Source organism: Cryobacterium sp. TMT1-66-1 (assembly GCF_004403435.1).
GTDB classification, from domain to species: domain Bacteria; phylum Actinomycetota; class Actinomycetes; order Actinomycetales; family Microbacteriaceae; genus Cryobacterium; species Cryobacterium flavum.
This window is the reverse complement of sequence record NZ_SOGP01000015.1, coordinates 23,971-44,947: the sequence shown is the minus strand read 5'-3', so window position 1 is coordinate 44,947 and position 20,977 is coordinate 23,971. Positions and strand designations below refer to the sequence as shown.

Below are 20,977 nucleotides of genomic sequence, written 5' to 3'. Positions count from 1 at the left end.
CGTGGACGGGGCCCGGGCCCCGTCCGTTACCTACCGGACCCGGAGCGCGCACTCGCGCAGGCCGCACCGGAGGGCGAGCATATGATCCCGCGCCTGCTCTATGTGCCCGCGAGCATCGGCCTCGCTCTGCTCGTGCTTCCGCTCGCCGGACTCCTGCTCAAGGTCGACTGGCCAGGCCTCCCCTCCCTGCTCCTCTCGCCGGAAGCCCTGCGGCCGCTGGGACTCTCGCTCGCGACGGCATCCGTTTCGACCGTGCTGTGCCTACTGCTCGGCGTGCCGCTGGCCGTCGTCATCGCCCAATCGAAGCCGCGGGTGGCCGGCCTGCTGCGGGCACTCGTGACCGTGCCGCTCGTGCTGCCGCCCCTCGTCGGCGGCATTGCACTGCTCTCCCTGCTCGGCCGAAATGGTGTGCTCGGCAACACCCTTGAGCTGGCCGGGCTGCGCATTCCGTTCACGACGACCGCGGTCGTGATCGCGCAAACTTTTGTGGCCCTCCCTTTTCTCGTGATCGCGGTCGAGGGCGCGCTGCGCACCGCCGGCGTGCGTTACGAACGCGTCGCGGCCACCCTCGGCGCCCACCGCGGCACCGTCTTCGCCCGCATCACGCTGCCGCTCGTCGGTCCCGGTCTGCTCGCCGGCACGGTATTGAGCTTCGCCCGCGCCCTCGGCGAGTTCGGCGCGACCGCCCTGTTCGCCGGCAACCAGGCCGGAGTCACCCGCACCATGCCCCTCGCCATCTACACCGCGTTCAACGGTTCTGGCGTCACGACCGACCAGGCCGTCGCCCTGTCACTGCTGCTCATCGCGGTCGCCGTGATCATCCTCGTGCTGGTTGGAACCCGCCGGGCGAGCGTGCTCTCATGACCCCGGCCCTCTGGAAATCCGCCGCCAACGCCCTGCTCGAGGCGAACCTGCAGCTCACTCGCGGCTCGTTCACCCTCGACGTGCAGCTCTCCCTCGCGCCCGGCGAGGTGCTCGCGCTGCTCGGACCGAACGGCTCGGGCAAATCGACCGTGCTCGATCTGCTCGCCGGCCTCGCCACCCCCGAGCACGGCACCGTCACCATCGACGGCGCCGTGCTCACCGCACCCGGCCGCTTCGTAGCCCCAGAGCGCCGGGCCATCGGGCTGCTTGGGCAGGACCCGCTGCTGTTCCCGCACCTCAGTGCCCGCGCCAACGTGGCGTTCGCGCTGCGCGTCGGCGAGGCCCAATTGAGCGCCGCCCAGGCCCGAATAGCGGCCGACCACTGGCTCGACCGCGTCGGCCTGCACGGCTTCGGCGGCAGTAAACCCGGCGCCCTCTCCGGCGGACAGCAGCAGCGCGTCGCCCTCGCGCGGGCCCTCGCGGCCGGGCCGCGCGTGCTCCTGCTCGACGAACCCCTTGCCGCCCTCGACGCGGAGACCGCGCCGTTCATGCGTCAGCTCATTCGCGAGCAGCTCGCCGAAACCGGAACCAGCGCCATCATCGTCACCCACGACATCGTTGACGCGGTCGTGCTCGCCGATCGCGTCGCTGTGCTGCACGACGGCGCCCTCATCGACGAGGGTACGACCGCAGCGGTGCTCGCTGCCCCGCGCAACCCGTTCGTCGCGGCCCTCGCCGGCGTCAACCTCGTGGTCGGCAGCGTGCAGAACGGCGCGGTCGCCGCCCCCGACGGCCGCATCTTCCACGTTCGCCCAGCGGATGCCGTCGCCCTCGCGCCCGCGTCTTCCGGCACTCCGGCATCGGCGAGCGCCATCACCCTCGGCGGGGCCGACCAGAACGTTCCAGCCGCGGCCGTCTTTCGCCCGGCATCCGTCGTCGTGCAAACCGAACAGCCGCGTCACGCGAGCCCGCGCAACGTCTGGTCGGCCCGGGTGACCGGCATCGAGCCGGGCAGCGGCGGAGTGCGCCTGCGCACCAGCGGTGACCCCGAGGTCATCGCCGAACTCACCCCCGCCGCCGTTGCCGACCTCGGCCTGCAACTCGGCTCCACCGTCTGGCTCTCGGTCAAAGCCACCGAGGTCAGCGCCTACCGCCGCTAACCTCGAGCAAGGGGCACGTCGATTTGTAGCCGGGGGATGCTGATGCCGACTTTGCGGGTGACTGATTCGGTGCTGGACGGCCTGTCGACGACCCTGTCCGGGGCTGCAGTGCAGCTCAATGGTTCGTCTTTAGTCATCCTGACACCATGGCATTCGTCTGACCAGGCAGGGTGCACCGAGTGTAGACACGACGGGCGTTCAGGGAGACTTTTATAGTGCGTCGATCTGGGCTCCCGGCACCGAACTTCAAATCACCTCCTTCTCACCGTGTTTCGAGATGGAGGAGGGGCAGCATCCGTCGGATGAGTATTAGGGCGGCAGAATAGCCAGCCGGGGTACGTTAAAAGCACGACCAAGGAGACCCATGACCCCCACCGAACTTCTCATTGAAGAGTTCTCCCGCATCCAGGGCACGGTGCATCGCACCCTGAAAAATGCCACCGTCGCAACGCTCACCTTTCGAGCGGATGCCGACGCCAACACCATTGCGTGGCTCACCTGGCACCTGTCCCGCGTGCAGGACGACCACCTCGCGGACCTCGCCGGTATCGAGCAGGTGTACATCGGCCAGGGCTGGGCTGAACGATTCGACCTGCCGTTCGGGCCGACGGCGACCGGCTACGGGCATACCTCCGCCGACGTCGCGGCCGTGCGAGCCGACGCCGTCCTGCTCGGCGGCTACTACGACGCCGTGCACACCGCGACCGTCGCGTACCTGGCCACGCTGAGCTCGGCAGACCTCGACCGGGTCGTCGACGCGTCCTGGACCCCCGTCGTCACGCTCGGCGTGCGTCTGGCCAGTGTGCTCTCCGACGACCTGCAGCACGCCGGGCAGGCCGCCTTCGTGCGCGGCCTCGCCGACCGCGCCGGCGTCTAGCGTCGCCGCCCCGCCGAGGGGGAGCGGGCTGCGGGCATCCGTTTGGCGGAGAATGGGGGATTCGAACCCTGCGAATGGGGTTTGTGCTTTCACCCAACACGCTGCAGTAACACTGTGGCGGAGAATGGGGGATTCGAACCCCCGAGGGCTTTCACCCAACACGCTTTCCAAGCGTGCGCCATAGGCCACTAGGCGAATTCTCCTGGCCGCCGTTGCAATAAAGCAACGGCACCAGAGAATCTTACCTGTTTCCAGCGGATCCCGCCGCCACCTCCGCAGACCGCCCCCCGGTTGGTGCCGCCCAGCGTCGTACCCTAAACTGAACTTCGGCTCCTCGCGTGGCGCCACCTTGGCCAATTCCCCCAGGACGGAAACGTAGCAAGGGTAACCGGGCTCTGGCGGGTGCGCGAGGAGTCTTTTCTATGCCCATTCTGCCCGCGAGAGCGCAAAAAGTGCCCGATTGAGGGTCTCAAACGGGCACTTTTTGCGCTTTCGCGCGACGATCGCGTGGAGATCGTGGCCCCCATTTGGCCGAGTACGCGGTTGTTGGGACCTTTGGCACTTGGCCGGTCGGCGCGGCTCAATAGGATGGAAGAAGCGCGGCTGTGTCGCCGCGCGACAACGCGGAGGACCGATGATCGACGATTCCGGCACCATGACCTGGCCCTCGCGCGCGCCAAAACCCCTCAGCGCAGCGGCCTTGGCGAGCATCGACGCCTGGTGGCGGGCCGCTAATTACCTCGCTGTTGGCCAGATCTACCTGCTCGGCAACGCCCTGCTGAAAGAGGCGCTGACCCGCGACCACGTCAAACCGCGCCTGCTCGGCCACTGGGGAACCACGCCCGGCCTCAACTTTCTCTACGCGCACCTGAACCGTGCGATCGCCGAACGCAGCCAGAGCACCATCTACATCACCGGCCCCGGCCACGGCGGCCCCGGCATGGTCGCCAACGCCTACCTCGACGGCACTTACACCGAGGTCTACGCCGACATCGAGCAGAACGAGCACGGCGTGCAGAAGCTGTTTCGCCAGTTCTCCTTTCCCGGTGGCATCCCCAGCCACGCCTCGCCCGAGCTGCCCGGATCCATCCACGAGGGCGGCGAACTCGGCTACGCCCTCAGCCACGCCTACGGCGCCGCGTTTGACAACCCGAACCTGCTCGTGGCCGCGGTGGTCGGCGACGGTGAGGCCGAAACTGGCCCGCTTGCCACCAGCTGGCACTCCAACAAGTTCATCAACCCGCTGCTGGACGGCGTCGTGCTGCCCATTTTGCACCTCAACGGGTACAAGATCGCCAACCCCACGGTGCTGGCGCGCATCCCCGAAGACGAGCTGCTCGATCTGATGCGCGGCTACGGTCACACTCCGTATATAGTGAGTGGCGGCTTCGACGGCGAAGACCCGATGCTCGTGCACGCCCGCATGGCCGAGACCCTCGACCTGGTGCTCAACCAGATCGCCGAGATCAAGGCCGCCGCCGCCCAGGCTGCCGCAAACAACGAGGACTTCGCCCGCCCGCGCTGGCCCATGATCATCCTCCGCACCCCCAAGGGCTGGACCTGCCCCGCCCGTATCGACGATGTGCAGGTCGAGAACACGTGGCGCGCGCACCAGGTTCCGCTGGCAAACGCCCGCGACACCCCGGCGCACACCGCCCTGCTCGAACAGTGGATGCTGTCCTACCGTCCGCGAGACCTGTTCGACGCTCAAGGTTCTCCCGTGAAACAGATCACCGACCTCGCCCCTCACGGCGACCTGCGCATGAGCGCCAACGCCATCGCCAACGGCGGACTCCTGCGCCGCGACCTGCACCTGCCCGACTTTCGCGATTTCGCCGTCGATGTGCCCGAGCCGGGTGCGACGCTGAATGAGGCGACGCGGGTGCTGGGCGGCTACCTGGCCGAGGTCATCCGTTTGAATCCGCAGAATTTTCGCATCTTCGGGCCGGACGAGACCGCGTCGAACCGGCTGGCGCCGCCGGTCTACGAGGTCACCGAGAAGCAGTGGAACGCCGAGCTGAAACCCGGCGACACCAACCTGGCCCGCGCTGGCCGCGTCATGGAGATGCTGAGTGAGCACCAGTGCCAGGGCTGGCTCGAGGGCTACCTGCTCACCGGGCGGCACGGGCTGTTCAACTGCTATGAAGCATTCATCCACATCGTGGATTCCATGTTCAACCAGCACGCCAAGTGGCTCAAGGTGACCGCCGAGATCCCGTGGCGGGCACCGATCGCGAGCCTGAACTACCTGCTGAGCTCGCACGTCTGGCGGCAGGACCACAACGGGTTCAGCCACCAGGATCCGGGTTTCATCGACCACGTCGTCAACAAGAGCGCCGACGTCGTGCGGGTCTACCTGCCCTTCGATGCGAACACGCTGCTCTCCACCTACGACCACTGCCTGCGCAGCGTCAACTATGTCAACGTCGTCGTGGCGGGCAAGCAGCCGGCGCCGAACCTGCTCACGATGGAGCAGGCCGTCGCGCACTGCACCCGTGGCCTCGGCATCTTCGACTGGGCTGGCACCGAGGTTGCCGGTCTCGCCCCCGATGTCGTGCTTGCCGCCGCCGGCGATGTGCCCACGCTCGAGGTGCTCGCCGCCGCCGAGATTCTGCGCGAGAACCTGCCCGGGCTCATGGTACGGGTCGTGAACGTCGTCGACCTGATGCGCCTGCAGTCCGAGGATGACCACCCGCACGGCCTGAGCGACAGCGCCTTCGACGCCGTCTTCACGCCGGACAAGCCCATCATCTTCGCCTATCACGGCTATCCGTGGCTCATTCATCGGCTCACCTACAAGCGCCACGGCCACGAGAACCTGCACGCCCGCGGCTACAAGGAGATCGGCACCACGACGACCCCGTTCGACATGGTCATGCTCAACGACCTCGACCGGTACCACCTCGTTATGGACGTCATCGACCGCACCCCCGGGCTCGCCGCCCGCGCTGGCCTGCTGCGGCAGCAGATGCAGGATGCCCGCCTCGCCGCCCGCCAATACACCCGCGACCACGGCGAAGACGTTCCGTCCATCACGAACTGGTCCTGGTCTTCCCAAGCGGATGCCGCCGCCGCCGAGACGGGCGCCGACAATGTCTAGCCGCGGCACCGCGTCGCGTGGCTGGTTTGACGCGTTCGCTCGCGAACCGCGAAGGCCGGATGTCTCGCCCAGCGTCTGACCCACGCCCCACACTCTCCCAACCCGAATACGCTTGAATGGACATCGTGGCTCGAAGCATCTATATCACCAGCGCCGAAGGTAATACCGGCAAATCCTCGATTGCGCTCGGCGTGGTCGACACGCTCACCCACCTGGTGGAACGGGTCGGCGTGTTCCGCCCGGTCGCTCGCACCGCAACCGAACCCGACTACGTCGTCGAGCTCCTGCTGCGTCACCTGCAGGCCAATGCCGGCCCCGGTTCCGCGGCCGGGCAGACCTACGAGCAGAGCATCGGTGTCAGCTACGACGACGTCAACACCGACCCCGACGCGGCCCTGGCCGTGATCGTCGCCCGATACAAGGCGATCGAAGCCAACTGCGACACGGTCGTCGTCATCGGCAGCGACTACACCGACGTCGGCAGTCCTACCGAGCTGGCTTTCAATGCCCGCATCGCCGCGAACCTCGGAGCCCCTGTGCTACTCGTGCTCGGCGGTCGCGTCGGCCCCGGCGAGGGCGAACGCCTCGGCCAGAGCGACGCCCGTTCGGCCGTGGACATCGGCCAGCAGACCGACGTGGCGCTGGCGGAACTGCGCGACGAACACGCATCCATTCTGGCGATCATCGTCAACCGGGCCGACGAAACCGCCCTGGCCGAGATTATCGACTCGGTGCGGGCTACGACCAACGCCCAGCCGGCGCGCTCGGGCGGAGCCTTTGGCGTGCCGATCTGGGCCATTCCCGAAGATCCCTACCTGGTCGCCCCGAGCATGCAGAGCATCATGGAGGCCACCGAGGGCACCCTGATCAAGGGTGACCCCGCTCTGCTCGCCCGCGAGGCGCTCGGCGTTGTCGTGGCCGCCATGTCCATGGTCAACGTGCTGCCGCGCCTCATCGAGGGCGCCGTCGTCGTCGTGCCGGGCGACCGCGAAGACGTGCTGCTGGCCGTGCTGCTGGCCAACGCCTCCGCCACCTTCCCCTCGATTGCCGGAATCGTGCTGAACGGCGGTTTCGACCTCCCCGACGCTATCCAGCAGCTGATGGAGGGCCTCGCGCCCTCGCTGCCGATCATTCGCACCTCGCTCGGTTCCTACGACACGACCATGCGCATCACCCGCACTCGCGGACGCCTCGCCGCCGACTCGCAGCGCAAGCACGATACTGCGCTGGCGTTGTTCGAGACGCACGTCGACGCGCCGGCCTTGCTCGACCGGCTCGATGTGAGTCGGGCCGAGGTCGTCACGCCGCTCATGTTCGAGTACGCGCTGCTCGAGCGGGCGCGCCAGAACCGCCAGCACATCGTGCTGCCCGAGGGGGAGGACGACCGCGTGTTGCGTGCTGCCGCCACCCTGCTGGCCCGCGATGTGGTCGAGCTGACCATTCTCGGCGAAGAGTTCGAGGTGCGATCGCGCGCCATCGGCCTGGGTCTCGATATCTCCAAGGCCCACGTGGTGAGCCCCTATGACGACCTGCTGCGCCTCAAATTCGCGCAGGAATATATGCAGTTGCGGGCACATAAGGGAATCACGCTGGATCAGGCCAACGAAACCGTCACCGACGTGAGCTACTTCGGCACGATGATGGTGCAGCTCGGGCTCGCCGATGGCATGGTCTCCGGCGCCACCCACACCACCGCGCACACCATTCGGCCAAGCTTCGAGATCATCAAGACGCAGGTCGGCGTCGGCGTGGTGTCGAGTGTGTTCCTCATGGCGCTCGCGGACCGCGTGCTGGTCTACGGTGACTGCGCCGTCATTCCGGTACCTACCGCCGAGCAGCTCGCCGACATCGCCATCTCCGCTGCCGCCACGGCGGTGCAGTTCGGCATCGAGCCGCGGATCGCAATGCTGTCGTACTCCACCGGGTCTTCCGGAGAGGGCGCCGACGTCGAGAAGGTGCGCACCGCCACCGCCCTCGTGCGGGAGCGCCGCCCGGACCTGCTGGTCGAGGGCCCGATTCAATACGATGCCGCAGCGGATGCCGCGGTCGCCGCCACAAAGATGCCCGGTTCCAGCGTGGCCGGGCGCGCCACCGTGTTCATCTTCCCCGACCTCAACACCGGCAATAACACGTACAAGGCCGTGCAGCGGAGCGCCGGCGCGGTCGCGATCGGCCCCGTGTTGCAGGGTTTGCGCAAGGCGATCAACGACCTCTCTCGCGGCGCCCTGGTACAGGACATCGTGAATACCGTCGCGATCACCGCCATCCAGGCTGCCGGCCTGACGGATGCCGCGGCGCCGGCCCTTGACGCCACCCCGGCCGGAGCCACCCGATGACCGCCGTTCTGGTCGTCAACTCCGGGTCGAGTTCCTTCAAATACCAGCTCATTGAGATGGACACCGAGACCACCCTGGCGAGCGGACTGGTGGAGCGCATCGGCGAGGTCGTCGGCGATTCCGTGCACTCCATCGCCGGGGTGAAGGCCGAGGTATCGGCGGCGGAGGCTTCTGCGGAGACGCACGTTCCGGCATCCGCTGATCGAAAGTGGAAGCGCGAGCTGCCCATTCCCGACCACACGGCCGGATTCGCCGTGATGCTCGAAGCGTTCCGGGCCCACGGGCCGTCGCTTGCGCGGCACGTTCCGGTGGCCGTCGGGCACCGCGTCGTGCACGGCGGAGCCCGCTTTCACCAGCCGACCCTCGTCACGCCGCAGGTTGAGAAGGACATCGACGAGCTGTCGGGGCTGGCGCCGCTGCACAATCCGGGCGCGCTGCAGGGCATCGTCGCGGCCGTCGAGGCATTCGCTGACGTGCCGCACGTGGCCATTTTCGACACGGCATTTCACCAGACGCTGCCGCCCGAAGCCTTCACCTACGCGATCAATGCCGATCTGGCCGAGCGGTATCGCATCCGTCGCTATGGTTTTCACGGCACCAGCCATGGCTTTGTGGCGCGCGAGGCGGCGAACTTTCTGCAGCGACCGGTCGAAGACCTGAACCAGATCGTGCTGCACCTCGGCAATGGCGGGTCGGCCTGCGCGGTCGAGGGCGGCCGCTCGGTCGAGACCAGTATGGGCATGACACCGCTCGAGGGACTCGTCATGGGCACCCGCTCCGGCGACATCGACCCGGGCGTGCTGTTCCACCTGCATCGCCGGGCCGGACTCGACTTTCCCGAGATCGACAAACTACTCAACCGGGGCAGCGGACTACTCGGTCTGACCGGGCGGGGCGATATGCGCGACGTGATCGTGGCCGCGACCGCTGGCGACGGGCCGTCGCAGCTCGCGATCGACGTCTACGTGCACCGGGTTAAGGGCTACGTCGGGGCGTATTATGCCCAGCTCGGCCGGGTCGACGTGATCTCCTTCACCGCCGGTGTCGGCGAGAACGCCCCGCTCGTGCGCGAGCGCGCCCTTGCCGGGCTGGAGGCCCTGGGCATTCGCATCGACCCCGAGCGCAATGCTGCCGCCGCGCGCGGCGCCCGCGTGATCAGCGCCGACGACTCCGCGGTCACGGTGCTCGTGATTCCGACCAACGAGGAGCTCGAGATCGCCCGCCAGACCCTGGCGACGGTGCGCTGACCCCGCCCCAGGCTTGGCCTCCCGCGCTCGCCGTGCAGAACTGCGGAGATTTTCGCGTTCCGCTTAGAATCTGGCGTGATTGGGGCGATTTCTGCCATATCTCCGCCGTTACGAACGGCGCTTCCAGGCTGCTGCGTCCTCGGCGTCGTTCACCATGCGACGCACCGTCTCGAGGGTAGTGGGCCACGTGTCGAAGATGTGTGGCCTGGCCAAGCGGAGGACCCGAATCCCCTGCCGTTCAACTTCGCGATCTTTGCTGCGGTCGGGCAGAAATCGTTCCGGACCGTGCCATTCTTCACCGTCGGTCTCTATCCCGACGCACCCATTCACGAGCATGTCGACGCGGCCAGCACCTGTCACATAAAATTGTGTCGCGACCCGAAAGCCCGCGCGGATGAACCCCACCCGGCTGAACGTTTCAAATCCGGACTGCGCCCCGCGATCGAGGAGGCGCAGCAACGCGCGCAGGTGGTCAGGGGCCAGACGGAGGAGCTCTTCGAGGTCGTCCTCCGTGATGAACCTCATGAAAAGCGCGGACTCCAGGCATGCCAGCGCGTCGACATCGTCGAGGCATGACAACGCTTGCAGCACGGCGTCAAACGGTGATACTTCGAACACCGGTGCCCAGCAGTGGAAGGCGCGACTCCAATGGATCGATGCGCCGGGGGCCAATCGTCGCTGGTGGTGGTGCGGGCGCAAGCGGAGATGTAGTCCTGGCCGCGCGATTCCGCACCAGATGCCGAGCTGCGACAGGCGAGTCAGACAATCGACCCGCCCGCCAACTTGCAGTGCGGTGAGAGTCGGCGCGTCGAGGTGCGCGCAGGAAAATACGCCGTGGGCAACGTGCCTGATCAGCCCGGAATCCACTGCAGATTTCACTGATCGTCGGCTGGCCCCGATACCCGCCAGTTGCTGTGACGTCGCGACGTGCCCCAAGTGGCACAAAACAGTGACAAGGTCGTGGCTCATGACTGCATAGTGCGACGAATGACGCTGTGCTCGGCGAGGTGCGCGCAAGTTGTGGATTGCCACCAGAATTCGGTGACTGGGGAGGAGAGGCCGGCCCCGTATGCTTCAGCAGCGGTTCAGAAGTGCGGAGAAGACGCCCTCCTGGGGTCGCTTGTGGCCTGACTGGGCTGAGATCGCCGAGAATCTCCGCAGACCTGCACTGGGGCCGGTCGGCACGCGATAGATGCGGGAGATGGCGGCGACCGGCAGGCTCCAACGTGTTCTACTCTCGGGCCGTTCAGTACTGCGGAGATTTTCCATGGCGGCGGCCAGTTTCGCTGCGTTTTGGGCCGGCGGGGCCGAATCTCCGCAGTTGTAAGCGGGAACCTCAGCGGTAATGGGTCAGGCGTTCACGATCGTGCAGGTTCCGGCGCCGACCAGCAGCGGGAACGTGGCGTGCGCGCTCGAGATGAGCGAGCCCGCTCGAGTGGGCCGCAGCGCCCCCGACGTCGCCCGCCCCGCCGAGCAGTCCGCCGAGCAGCGCACCCTCGAAGGTCGACGTGAACGTTCCCGATACCGGCTCAGACGTGCTCACCCCGCTGCCGAGCGAGACCTCTATGAGCCCGCCGACCCCGGTGTTCGATTCGTAGTAGCGGGCATTGGCCGCCGCGTATCCGGTGGTCGGATAGTGGCAGGTCAGCACGATCCGCGGCACGAGGCTGAGCTACACGAGCACGCTCGCCGCCGTACAGGTGTCGATCACCGGTGCTGGCACCACGATTGCTGTCACAGCGGATGCGACGAATTCAGAATCCGTAAACGTCGCGTCGGTCCACCGCGAGTCGGCGGGAACGAGCGCGGCGGCGAGAAGCGCCGCAACCGCGAGGACGAGCTGCCGGGCGATCATTGCACTGGCCGGCCGCTCGGATGGTTTGACGAGCCCCCGGGAGCGGACGCGGCCGAGGCCTCCGTCGCGGCAGCGGAGGGATCCGGAGCTGACCCCGGGGGAGTGGGGGAGGCCCCAGCGGCGTCGGAGTCGGCGGCCCGGACGCCAACCGGAACGGCATCGGCCGATCGATCACGATCGTCATCCGGGTCGGTGTCTTCCCGTTCTCTGCGGGGCCAGAACGTCCAGGTCACGAGCACCGCAGCCCCGATCGCGAGCACGGCGAGCACCCAGGGTTGCACCACCATCAGCCCGGCCGGTGTCGGCGTCGTTGATGTCGCCGTCGTCGGTTCAACGCGCCGCGGCATCCGCTTCACGATTGTCGCAGCGGATGCCGCGGCGGGGGCGAGTGTCGGTTGCGGCAAGTACCATTGAGATCGTGGTTACCGCCCTGTATCGCCGCTACCGGCCAGAGACCTTTGCCGAGATGATCGGCCAGTCCCAAGTGACTGATCCGCTGATGACGGCGCTTCGCACCAACCGAGTGAACCACGCCTATCTGTTCAGCGGCCCCCGCGGCTGTGGCAAGACCACATCGGCGCGCATCCTGGCCCGCTGTCTCAACTGTGCTGAGGGCCCGACGGACACCCCGTGCGGTGTCTGTCCGAGCTGTGTCGAGCTCGCCCGAGACGGCGGCGGTTCGCTCGACGTCGTCGAAATCGACGCGGCGAGTCACAACGGTGTCGACGATGCCCGCGACATTCGCGAGCGCGCCATCTTCGCGCCCGCCCGCGACCGCTACAAGATCTTCATCCTCGACGAGGCCCACATGGTCACCCCGCAGGGTTTCAACGCGCTGCTCAAGATTGTCGAAGAGCCGCCGGAACACGTGAAGTTCATCTTCGCGACCACCGAACCCGAAAAGGTGATCGGAACCATCCGCTCGCGTACCCATCACTATCCGTTCCGGCTGGTGCCTCCGGGGCCGATGCTCGAGTACGTGCAGCAGATGTGCGATACCGAGAAGATGGTCGTCGCGCCCGGCGTGCTGCCGCTCGTGGTGCGCGCCGGCGGCGGCTCGCCGCGCGACACCCTGTCGCTGCTCGACCAACTCATGGCCGGGTCTGATGGCCAGTCCATTGAGTACGATCGCGCCGTCGCGCTGCTCGGCTACACGAGTGCATCGCTGCTCGACGAGGCCGTCGAGGCGATCGGTGCCCGTGATTCCGCTGCAGCCTTCGACGCGGTCGACCGGGTCATCCAGACCGGGCAAGATCCGCGCCGCTTCGTCGAAGATCTGCTCGAGCGCATGCGCGACCTCATCATCGTCGCGGCCACAAGCGTCGCGGGGGCCGCGGCCGTGCTGCGCGGCGTGCCGCAAGACGAGCTGGAACGCATGACCGTGCAGGCCGCCGCCTTCGGGCCGGCCGAACTCTCGCGCACCGCCGACATTCTCAACGCGGCGCTCACCGAGATGAGCGGGGCCACCTCGCCGCGCCTGCATCTTGAGCTCATGATCGCGCGGTCCCTGATTCCCGCGACCGACGACTCAACTCGCGGCGCCCTCGCGAGGGTCGAGCGCCTGGAGCGTCGTATCGGCGTCGACGGCGTGGCGGCTGTGCCCGCTGTGGCCGCCGTTGCTGGTGCTCCTGCTGCCCGCGAGTCCGCCCCCCATCCGGTGGTCGAGCCTGTCGAGACCGCCATCCCGGGAACGCGGGCTGCCAGCTCCGCCACTGCCGGTGTCGCTGCTGCTACCGGTGTCGCTGCCGGTGGCGCCGCTGCTACCCGCGAGCCCGCCGCCAATGCGTCGGTCGAGCCGGTCGAGACCGCCATTCCGGGAACGCAGGCTGCGGCGGGAACGCGAGCACCGTTGGCTGCGGACGCGCCCTCCGCGCCCAAACCGCCCATCGTCCCCGGTGCCCCGGTCTCCCTGCAACAGCTCAAGGACGCCTGGCCCGAGATTCTCGAAGCGGTCAAGAACGAGAAGACCACCGCGTGGCTTGTCGTCTACACCGCCCACGTACTCAGCCTGAACGGCGACGTACTCGCCCTGTCGTTCCCGAGTCACGCCGATGTCGAGAGCTTCAAGCAGCAAAAGGTCCCCGGAATGGGAACGAGCGACTTCTTGCGCACCGCGATCGTCGCTGTGCTCGGCCTGCGGGTCAAGTTCATCGCGCGCGTCGACGCTGGGCGCGAGACTTCCTCGCCGAGCGCGGCGTCCGGTGCCGCACCCGCAGCCGCCGCGGAGCCTGCGCCAGCAGGCCCGGCACCCGAATCGCCCTCGGCAGCAGCGGATGCTGTCGGCTCGGCCGTCCCCAATCTCGAGGCAGCGGATTCGCCGACGTCCCCGACAAGCGCGCCGTCTGCGCCGTCTGCGACTGAGAACACTGCGACCGCGCCGTCTGCCCAGAAACCCGACGTAACTCCCCACACTATGCCTGCCCCTCCCGCTGCGCCGCGCGAGCCAGCCTCGCCGGCCGCTGAAGGCGCGTCGCCCGTCGCTGCATCCACCAGCGGATGGGCGACCGTAGCCATCCCCGGCTCACCGAACGGCCCGGCACTGCCCGCTCTCGACGATGACGCAACGGATGCCCCGGCTCCCGAAACCGCTGCGCCGCCAGCAGCTCAGGCCCCCGAATCGTCAGCGCCCGTGTCGACACAGTCGGTTGGGACTGCGGGTTCATCCGCGGGCGTGGCGTCAGACGAACCTTGGGCCGCGACTGCTTTCGTATCGACGTCCCACGACGAGCCGCCGTACGATGACGTGCCGCCGCCGTTCGACGACGACGTTCCGCCCGAGATGGACGCCCCCGCCGACGAACGCGTGCCGAATTACGAGGCGCACGCCGAGGCATCCGCTGTGCCCGTAAGCGCTGTTCCCACGAACGCCCAGCAGAGTCGGCAGCCCCAGGGCGCGCCCCAACAGAAGTCAGGCCCGCAGTACTCAGGCCAGCGGACCGCCGGTCACGAGACCGCTGTCCAGCAGAATGCCGATCGCTCCAGCCTCGGTCAACCCAACCTCGGTCAGAGCGCGCCAGCGACGCGGCAACACCCGAACGCGTCCGGCCAGCGCGGCTCCACGAAGGACCCGTCGCGGGCGCCGTCCTTCGCTGAGAAGCAGCGCTACGGCGAGGCCGTCGTGCGCGAGATTCTCGGTGCCACCTTCATCGAAGAGCAGCCGTACTCCGCGGCGCCCCGAACCAGAAACGACCACTAAACCATGTATGAAGGAATCGTTCAGGAACTGATCGACGAGCTCGGCCAGCTTCCTGGTATCGGCCCGAAGTCGGCGCAGCGCATCGCGTTTCACATCCTGCAGACCGAAAAATTCGACGTGACCCGTCTCGCCAACGTGCTGCTCGAGGTGCGCGACAAAGTGCGGTTCTGCGACATCTGCGGCAACGTCTCCGAGCAGCCTACCTGCCTGATCTGCCGGGATCCTCGCCGGGATCCCACGTCGATCTGCGTCGTCGAAGAGGCCAAGGACGTCGTTGCGATCGAGCGCACCCGCGAGTTCAAGGGCCTCTATCACGTGCTGGGCGGGGCCATCAGCCCGATCGACGGCGTCGGACCCGACGACCTGCGCATCCGCCAGCTGATGCAGCGCCTCGCCGACAACACCGTTCAGGAGGTCATCATCGCGACCGACCCGAACCTCGAGGGAGAGGCCACCGCCACCTATCTCTCCCGCCTGCTCACCACCCTGGAGATCAAGGTCACCCGTCTGGCCTCCGGCCTGCCCGTGGGCGGCGACCTCGAGTACGCCGACGAGGTCACGCTCGGCCGCGCCTTCGAGGGCCGCCGCGAGGTCACCCACTAGCCCGGTCGCCTCCGCTGCGCCTAGCGCACCCCTCGTTCTTGCGGACGGGGCCCGGGCCCCGTCCCTGGGCCCAGTTTATAGACTGGGCCCCGGGCCATAAGGTGGGCCCAGCGAGCGGATGCCGCCTCCGCACACCGACCCCCGCACACCCCACCCGACCCCGCACACCCCACCCACCGCCGCACCCCCTCTGCCGCGCAACGTCACATGGCACCGGCCCGCCAGCACCAGCATTTAGGATGGGAACTTGGACGCGGCCCGCACAACAGGCCGCACACCCCCATCTCAGGAGTCCCATGGCCTTGATCGTGCAGAAGTTCGGCGGATCATCCGTCGCCGACGCCGAAAGCATCAAGCGGGTCGCCAAGCGCATCGTCGACACCCGCAAGGCAGGCAACGAGGTCGTCGTCGCCGTCTCGGCGATGGGCGACAGCACCGACGAACTGCTTGACCTCGCCCACCAGGTCACGCCGCTTCCCGCCCCGCGCGAGCTCGACATGCTGCTCACCGCTGGCGAACGCATCTCGATGGCGCTGCTCGCGATGGCCATCAAGAGCCTCGGCTACGACGCCCGCTCCTTCACCGGCAGCCAGGCCGGCATGATCACGGATGCCCGCCACGGCTCCGCGCGCATCGTCGACGTCACGCCCGGCCGCATCCGCTCGGCCCTCGACGAGGGCGCCGTCGCCATCGTCGCCGGCTTCCAGGGCTTCAATCGCGATACCAAGGACATCACGACTCTCGGCCGCGGCGGTTCGGACACCACCGCCGTCGCCCTCGCCGCGGCCCTCGGCGCCGACATCTGCGAAATCTACACGGATGTCGATGGCGTCTTCACCGCGGATCCGCGGGTCGTTCCCCGTGCCCGCAAACTCGAGCGCGTCACCAGCGAGGAGATGCTCGAACTCGCCGCGGCCGGAGCCAAAGTCCTATATATTCGCGCTGTGGAATATGCCCGCCGGCACGGCGTCACCCTGCACGTGCGCTCCTCGTTCAACAACAACACCGGCACCATCGTGTACAACGCCGCGACCGCGCGAGAAAATGGAGTAATTGTGGAAGAGCCAATCATCGCCGGAATCGCCGCTGACCTGAGCGAAGCCAAGGTCACCGTGGTCGGTGTGCCTGACATTCCTGGTAAGGCCGCGCTCATCTTCAAGATCGTCGCGCGCACCAACGCCAACGTCGACATGATCGTGCAGAACGTGTCGGCCGCCGCCACCGGGCTCACCGACATCTCGTTCACCCTGCCCAAGTCGGAGGGCCAGCAGGTGCTCACCGCGCTGACCAACGAGAAAGAGCTCATCGGCTTCAAGAGCCTGCAGTACGACGACCAGATCGCCAAGCTCGCCCTGGTTGGCGGCGGTATGCGCACCAATACCGGCGTCTCGGCGAAGCTGTTCGAGGCGCTCTACGAGGCCGGGATCAACATCGAGATGATTTCGACCAGTGAGATCCGCATCTCGGTCGTCACCCGCGCCGACACCATCAACGAGGCCCTCCGCGTGGTACACACCGCGTTCGGGCTCGACGGTGAGATCGAAGCCGTCGTGCACGGTGGCTCCGGCCGCTAGTCTCGCCGAGGTGTGAGTTCGAGCCCCTGAATGGTCTCGAAACTCACACCTCACCAAGCGGATGCCCCGCCTCACCCCCACTGCAGACGTTAGGAACCACACGTGACCAGCTCAGCCAACACCCCCGGCATCAACATCGGCGTCGTCGGCGCCACCGGACAGGTCGGCGCCGTGGTGCGTCGTCTGCTGGAGGAGCGCGACTTTCCGGTGAAGAGCATCCGCTTTTTCGCGTCAGCACGCTCGGCCGGCACCACGCTGACCTTCAAGGGTGAGCAGATCACGGTCGAAGACGTCTCGGTTGCCGACCCGACCGGGCTCGACGTGGCTATCTTCTCGGCCGGCGCCACGCTCTCCAAAGCGCAGGCGCCCCGGTTTGCCGCGGCCGGGGTGCTCGTCGTCGACAACTCGAGCGGCTGGCGCATGGACCCCGACGTTCCCCTCGTCGTCAGCGAGGTCAACCCCGAAGCCATCAAGCAGGCCGTCAAGGGCATCATCGCCAACCCGAACTGCACCACCATGGCAGCCATGCCCGTGCTCAAGGTTTTGCACGACGAAGCCGGCCTCAAGCGCCTCATTGTGAGCACCTACCAGGCCGTGTCCGGCAGTGGCCTGGCCGGAGCGTTCGAACTGGCCAGCCAGGTGCGGGTTGCCGCGCAGGACGAGAACCTGTTCCAGCTCGTGCACGACGGCAGCGCGGTGACCCTGCCCGAGCCCACTATCTACGCGCGGCCGATCGCGTTCGACGTGATTCCGCTGGCCGGCAGCATCGTCGACGACGGTCAGTTCGAAACCGACGAAGAGAAGAAGCTGCGGAACGAGAGCCGCAAGATCCTCGGACTGCCCGAACTGCTGGTTTCCGGAACCTGCGTGCGCGTGCCCGTCTTCACCGGGCACTCGCTCTCGATCAATGTGGAGTTTGCCAAGCCGATCAGCGTCGCCCGCGCCGAGGAACTGTTGAAGGTGGCCCCCGGCGTCGAACTCACCGACATCCCGACCCCGTTGCAGGCCGCCGGCCAGGACGCCAGCTTCGTCGGTCGCATCCGTCAAGATGAAGGCGTACTGGATGGCCGTGGCCTCGCCCTCTTCATCAGCAACGACAACCTGCGCAAGGGTGCAGCCCTGAACGCCGTGCAGATCGCCGAACTCATCGCCGCCGCACGAGCCGCCTAGCCCGTTCCGAACTGCCCTGCCGCGCGCCTGTGCTTGCCTCGCCCGGGCCCGGAAAGTGGGCCCATGATAGAAGCTGGGCCAGCTTTCGTAAGGTGGGCCCGGCAGCTCCGGCCGGTCCTGGTGGCGCACGGGGCCCGGGCCCCGTCCCCGGGCCCAGTTTATAAACTGGGCCCGGGGTCGCAAGGTGGGCCCGGAGGCCTTCAGGGAGTGAGAACTTCAGCGCGCGGCACGGCACCGGGCGCCGAGTTCCCGTCTAATCCCGGGGCCGCTACTCCTTTGCTGCCAGGCGGTAGCCAACGCCGCGCACGGTTTCCAACCAGTGTGGGGTCATGCTGCTGTCACCGAGTTTGCGGCGCAGGTTGCCCATGCTCACGTCGAGGGTTGTGACGATTGGATCGTAAGCTCGCACCGCGGCGATGCCGTCGAGGCCATTGCTCGTGGCGATGGTCTCGACCCCGGCCTGGGTCAGCACGGCCTCGAGCAGGTTGCGAATGTCGGCGTCATCCTCGATGATGACGGCCACGCGCCGCTCGTCGTTGTCAGAAACCATACCTTTAGTAGCCCCCACCACGAGCGCGCCTGTAGCGCAGTCCGAATTACGGCACAATGCCCACTTCGGGAATCGGTGCGGAGTCGCATGCGGGTTTATTCTGGTGTCAGAATCCGCCTGTCTTAGCGGCCTGGGATCAGGGAGCAATGTGGGGAAACCGGTTCGCCCCGCCCGATCCGCGGCGCATCTACTGCTCGTGCGCGTGGCCGTGCTGGTCACCGTCGCCCTCGGCGCGAACTATATTCTGTGGCGCTGGTTCTTCTCACTCAACTGGGACGCCTGGTGGATCGCCGTGGCCCTCGTGCTCGCCGAAACCTACAGCCTGATCGACGTCGCCCTGTTCGGCCTCACCATGTGGCGGGCGCGCGAGCGCGAGCTTCCTACCGCGCCGGCCGCCGACCTCACCGTCGACGTGTTCATCACGACCTACAACGAGTCCGTCGAGATGGTGCGGCGCACCGCGCTGGCGGCGCGCGGCATCCGCTACCCGCATTCCACGTTCATCCTCGACGACGGCAACCGGCCCGAGATGCGCGAGGCGGCCGACCAGCTCGGCGTGGGCTACATCACCCGCGGAGTCGACTGGCAGAATCGCCCGCTGCACGCCAAGGCCGGCAACCTCAACAATGCACTCATGGGCACCGACGGTGAGTTCCTACTCATTCTCGACGCCGACCAGGTGCCGTTGCCGCAGATACTCGACCACACGCTCGGCTACTTCGCCGATCCGAAGATCGCTCTGGTACAGACGCCGCAGGTGTTCGAGAATGTGCCGGCCGGCGACCCGCTCGGCAGCCAGGCTCCGTTGTTCTACGGACCGATCCAGCAGGGCAAAGACGGCTGGAACGCCGCGTTCTTCTGCGGCTCCAACGCCCTCCTGCGCCGCGAAGCGCTCATGCAGCTCGGCATCACCCGCTACGTGCTCGAAATGGAGCGCGCCGTCACCCGCGCCCTCACCGGCGCCGCCCGGGTGCTCGCCCGGGCCGGCCGGGCCGACGACGCGCAGGACCCGGTCGTCCAGGCCGCCCTGCACGAGGTGGGCGCGGCGATCAGCGACACGCGCGCCGCGATCGCCGCCGGCGAGACCATCGGGCCTGCCACCTACACGCTGCAGAACCGCATCACGGCGGTGTCGCGCGACCTGGTGGCCGTCGACCTGCACCTACTCACCCTCGACCTGGCCGTCATCGCCGAACTGCAGCTCGAAACGGATGCCGCCAGCGCCATTCCCGCACACAGCCTCGAGCTACTCGCCGCCCGCGACCTGTCCCCGCTCGGAGCCCTCGAATCGGTGCAGGTGCTGCTGCGGTCGATCGACGTGGACCGCGCCGACGAGGCCCAGCCGCTCATGCCGCTCGCCACGATCAGCGTCACCGAGGACATGGCTACGAGCATGCGCCTGCACGGCCTCGGCTTCAGCACCGTCTATCACCACGAAACCCTCGCCATCGGACTCGCCCCCGAAGACCTCGGCACCATGCTCACCCAGCGGTTGCGCTGGGCGCAGGGCACGATGCAAGTCATGATGCGCGAGAACCCGCTGGTGCAGTGCGGCCTCACCCTGCCGCAGCGACTGATGTACTTCTCGACCATGTGGAGCTATCTCAGCGGCTACGCCGCGCTGGTTTACTTCGCCGCCCCCGCCGTCTTTCTCTGCTTCGGCATTCTGCCGGTCAATACGACGGCCCTCGAATTCTTTCTGCGCTTTCTGCCGTTCATGATCGCCAACCAGCTGTTGTTCATCCTGTCCAGCCACGGAATCTCGACCTGGCGGGGCCAGCAGTACAGCCTCGCCCTGTTCCCGGTCTGGATCAAAGCCACCACGACCGCCGTCGCCAACGTGGTCTTCCACCGGCCGCTCGGCTTCGCGGTCACCCCGAAAACCCGGCAGGAGGGCGCTGCGCCCTGGCACCTGATCCGGCCGCAGATCATCGTCGCCATCGTGCTCGTCGTCGCCACCATCATCGGCGTGACCCGGCTGGCGCTCGGCGTCGGCGAACCCATCGGCACGTTCGTGAACCTCGCCTGGGTCGTGTTCGACCTCGTCATTCTCAGCGTGCTGGTACCCGCCGCCCGCTATCAAGGCTTTACCCCGAAGGAGACAAGCCGCTAATGCAATTCATGGTCACCGACCAGGGCGACGGCATCGCCGTCGTGCACATCATGGGACGTTTGAATATGGTCACCGCACCGCGCCTGCGGGAGGTGGTGGCAGCATCCGTCGCCGCCGGCCAGAATCGGGTGGCTGTCGACCTGAGCGACGTCGATTTCATCGACTCCTCGGGCCTCGGCGCTCTCATCGGCGGCCTCAAGGTCACCCGGCAGGCCGGCGGCGACCTGCGCATCGCCGCGCCGAGCGAGCAGGTGCGCCTGGTGTTGCAGCTGACCAACATGGAACGCGTCCTCACCGCGTATCCCGCCGCGAGCAGCGCGTTCCATGGTTAG

Annotated in this window: 16 protein-coding genes, 1 tRNA gene, 1 other RNA gene and 1 pseudogene; 14 read left to right on the top strand and 5 right to left on the bottom strand. The window is 67.4% G+C overall.

Going from position 1 to position 20,977, the window contains the following annotated elements:
* The first annotated feature begins 81 nt into the window (after positions 1-81).
* The 3 genes from E3T29_RS10915 to E3T29_RS10905 all read left to right on the top strand — a co-directional run bounded on the left by E3T29_RS10915 (position 82) and on the right by E3T29_RS10905 (position 2,901).
* Positions 82-864, top strand: coding sequence for an ABC transporter permease (locus tag E3T29_RS10915; protein WP_134345450.1), 783 nt, complete (start codon positions 82-84; stop codon positions 862-864).
* Positions 861-2,024 (top strand): sulfate/molybdate ABC transporter ATP-binding protein, encoded by a 1,164-nt coding sequence (locus E3T29_RS10910; protein WP_134345449.1) that lies wholly within the window; start codon positions 861-863, stop codon positions 2,022-2,024. The genes E3T29_RS10915 and E3T29_RS10910 overlap by 4 nt, the downstream gene beginning before the upstream one ends.
* Before the next feature lie 364 nt (positions 2,025-2,388).
* The gene (locus tag E3T29_RS10905) at positions 2,389-2,901 is read left to right on the top strand and encodes a DUF664 domain-containing protein (RefSeq protein WP_134345448.1); all 513 of its coding nucleotides are present in this window, start codon (positions 2,389-2,391) and stop codon (positions 2,899-2,901) included.
* Positions 2,902-3,016: 115 nt separating this feature from the next.
* Here the strand turns inward: E3T29_RS10905 and E3T29_RS10900 are convergent.
* A tRNA-Ser gene (locus tag E3T29_RS10900) sits at positions 3,017-3,104 on the bottom strand.
* Between the two features lie 122 nt (positions 3,105-3,226).
* On the opposite strand from E3T29_RS10900, the gene ffs reads away from it, so the two are divergent.
* The 4 genes from ffs (at position 3,227) to E3T29_RS10880 (ending at position 9,584) form a co-directional block, all read left to right on the top strand.
* Positions 3,227-3,323: signal recognition particle sRNA small type (gene ffs / locus E3T29_RS10895), an RNA gene on the top strand.
* Between the two features lie 212 nt (positions 3,324-3,535).
* Positions 3,536-6,001: a phosphoketolase family protein gene (locus E3T29_RS10890; protein ID WP_198417750.1), complete on the top strand. Its 2,466-nt coding sequence runs from the start codon at positions 3,536-3,538 to the stop codon at positions 5,999-6,001.
* Positions 6,002-6,126: 125 nt separating this feature from the next.
* Positions 6,127-8,337: a phosphate acetyltransferase gene (pta, locus tag E3T29_RS10885; RefSeq protein ID WP_134345447.1), complete on the top strand. Its 2,211-nt coding sequence runs from the start codon at positions 6,127-6,129 to the stop codon at positions 8,335-8,337.
* Complete coding sequence (locus E3T29_RS10880) at positions 8,334-9,584, top strand: acetate/propionate family kinase (RefSeq protein ID WP_134345446.1); 1,251 nt, start codon at positions 8,334-8,336, stop codon at positions 9,582-9,584. The genes pta and E3T29_RS10880 overlap by 4 nt, the downstream gene beginning before the upstream one ends.
* A gap of 108 nt (positions 9,585-9,692) precedes the next feature.
* On the opposite strand, the gene E3T29_RS10875 is transcribed toward E3T29_RS10880, so the two are convergent.
* The 3 genes from E3T29_RS10875 to E3T29_RS10865 all read right to left on the bottom strand — a co-directional run bounded on the left by E3T29_RS10875 (position 9,693) and on the right by E3T29_RS10865 (position 11,439).
* Positions 9,693-10,553: a hypothetical protein gene (locus tag E3T29_RS10875; protein WP_134345445.1), complete on the bottom strand. Its 861-nt coding sequence runs from the start codon at positions 10,551-10,553 to the stop codon at positions 9,693-9,695.
* Positions 10,554-10,920: 367 nt separating this feature from the next.
* On the bottom strand, positions 10,921-11,247 hold the full coding sequence (locus E3T29_RS10870) for a hypothetical protein (RefSeq protein WP_134345444.1): 327 nt from the start codon (positions 11,245-11,247) through the stop codon (positions 10,921-10,923).
* Positions 11,248-11,256: 9 nt separating this feature from the next.
* Positions 11,257-11,439 (bottom strand): hypothetical protein, encoded by a 183-nt coding sequence (locus tag E3T29_RS10865; RefSeq protein ID WP_104089009.1) that lies wholly within the window; start codon positions 11,437-11,439, stop codon positions 11,257-11,259.
* A 192-nt stretch (positions 11,440-11,631) separates the two neighbouring features.
* Between E3T29_RS10865 and E3T29_RS10860 the strand changes: the two genes are divergently transcribed.
* From E3T29_RS10860 to E3T29_RS10840, 5 genes are all read left to right on the top strand, one after another.
* On the top strand, positions 11,632-11,853 hold the full coding sequence (locus E3T29_RS10860) for a hypothetical protein (protein ID WP_134345443.1): 222 nt from the start codon (positions 11,632-11,634) through the stop codon (positions 11,851-11,853).
* A gap of 4 nt (positions 11,854-11,857) precedes the next feature.
* Positions 11,858-14,635 carry a DNA polymerase III subunit gamma and tau gene (locus tag E3T29_RS10855; protein ID WP_174776418.1) on the top strand — a complete coding sequence of 926 codons (2,778 nt, stop codon included), beginning with the start codon at positions 11,858-11,860 and terminating at the stop codon, positions 14,633-14,635.
* Positions 14,636-14,638: 3 nt separating this feature from the next.
* On the top strand, positions 14,639-15,238 hold the full coding sequence (gene recR, locus E3T29_RS10850) for a recombination mediator RecR (protein ID WP_092340318.1): 600 nt from the start codon (positions 14,639-14,641) through the stop codon (positions 15,236-15,238).
* A 296-nt stretch (positions 15,239-15,534) separates the two neighbouring features.
* On the top strand, positions 15,535-16,812 hold the full coding sequence (locus E3T29_RS10845) for an aspartate kinase (protein WP_134345442.1): 1,278 nt from the start codon (positions 15,535-15,537) through the stop codon (positions 16,810-16,812).
* A gap of 102 nt (positions 16,813-16,914) precedes the next feature.
* Positions 16,915-17,982, top strand: a complete 1,068-nt coding sequence (locus E3T29_RS10840) for an aspartate-semialdehyde dehydrogenase (RefSeq protein ID WP_134345441.1) — start codon at positions 16,915-16,917, stop codon at positions 17,980-17,982.
* A 268-nt stretch (positions 17,983-18,250) separates the two neighbouring features.
* Here the strand turns inward: E3T29_RS10840 and E3T29_RS20715 are convergent.
* Positions 18,251-18,364, bottom strand: a pseudogene (locus E3T29_RS20715) (helix-turn-helix domain-containing protein); the annotation flags it as partial.
* Positions 18,365-18,680: 316 nt separating this feature from the next.
* On the opposite strand from E3T29_RS20715, the gene E3T29_RS10830 reads away from it, so the two are divergent.
* On the top strand, positions 18,681-20,645 hold the full coding sequence (locus E3T29_RS10830) for a glycosyltransferase (RefSeq protein WP_241987762.1): 1,965 nt from the start codon (positions 18,681-18,683) through the stop codon (positions 20,643-20,645).
* Entirely contained in the window at positions 20,645-20,977 is a 333-nt protein-coding gene (locus tag E3T29_RS10825) for an STAS domain-containing protein (protein WP_134345438.1), read from the top strand. The genes E3T29_RS10830 and E3T29_RS10825 overlap by 1 nt, the downstream gene beginning before the upstream one ends.

Coding starts and splice junctions, on each gene's coding strand:
- E3T29_RS10915 (WP_134345450.1), top strand. CDS start 82: ATGATCCCGCGCCTGCTCTATGTGCCCGCGAGCATCGGCCTCGCTCTG.
- E3T29_RS10845 (WP_134345442.1), top strand. CDS start 15,535: ATGGCCTTGATCGTGCAGAAGTTCGGCGGATCATCCGTCGCCGACGCC.
- E3T29_RS10825 (WP_134345438.1), top strand. CDS start 20,645: ATGCAATTCATGGTCACCGACCAGGGCGACGGCATCGCCGTCGTGCAC.
- E3T29_RS10875 (WP_134345445.1), bottom strand. CDS start 10,553: ATGAGCCACGACCTTGTCACTGTTTTGTGCCACTTGGGGCACGTCGCG.
- E3T29_RS10910 (WP_134345449.1), top strand. CDS start 861: ATGACCCCGGCCCTCTGGAAATCCGCCGCCAACGCCCTGCTCGAGGCG.
- E3T29_RS10865 (WP_104089009.1), bottom strand. CDS start 11,439: ATGATCGCCCGGCAGCTCGTCCTCGCGGTTGCGGCGCTTCTCGCCGCC.
- E3T29_RS10880 (WP_134345446.1), top strand. CDS start 8,334: ATGACCGCCGTTCTGGTCGTCAACTCCGGGTCGAGTTCCTTCAAATAC.
- E3T29_RS10890 (WP_198417750.1), top strand. CDS start 3,536: ATGATCGACGATTCCGGCACCATGACCTGGCCCTCGCGCGCGCCAAAA.
- recR (WP_092340318.1), top strand. CDS start 14,639: ATGTATGAAGGAATCGTTCAGGAACTGATCGACGAGCTCGGCCAGCTT.
- E3T29_RS10905 (WP_134345448.1), top strand. CDS start 2,389: ATGACCCCCACCGAACTTCTCATTGAAGAGTTCTCCCGCATCCAGGGC.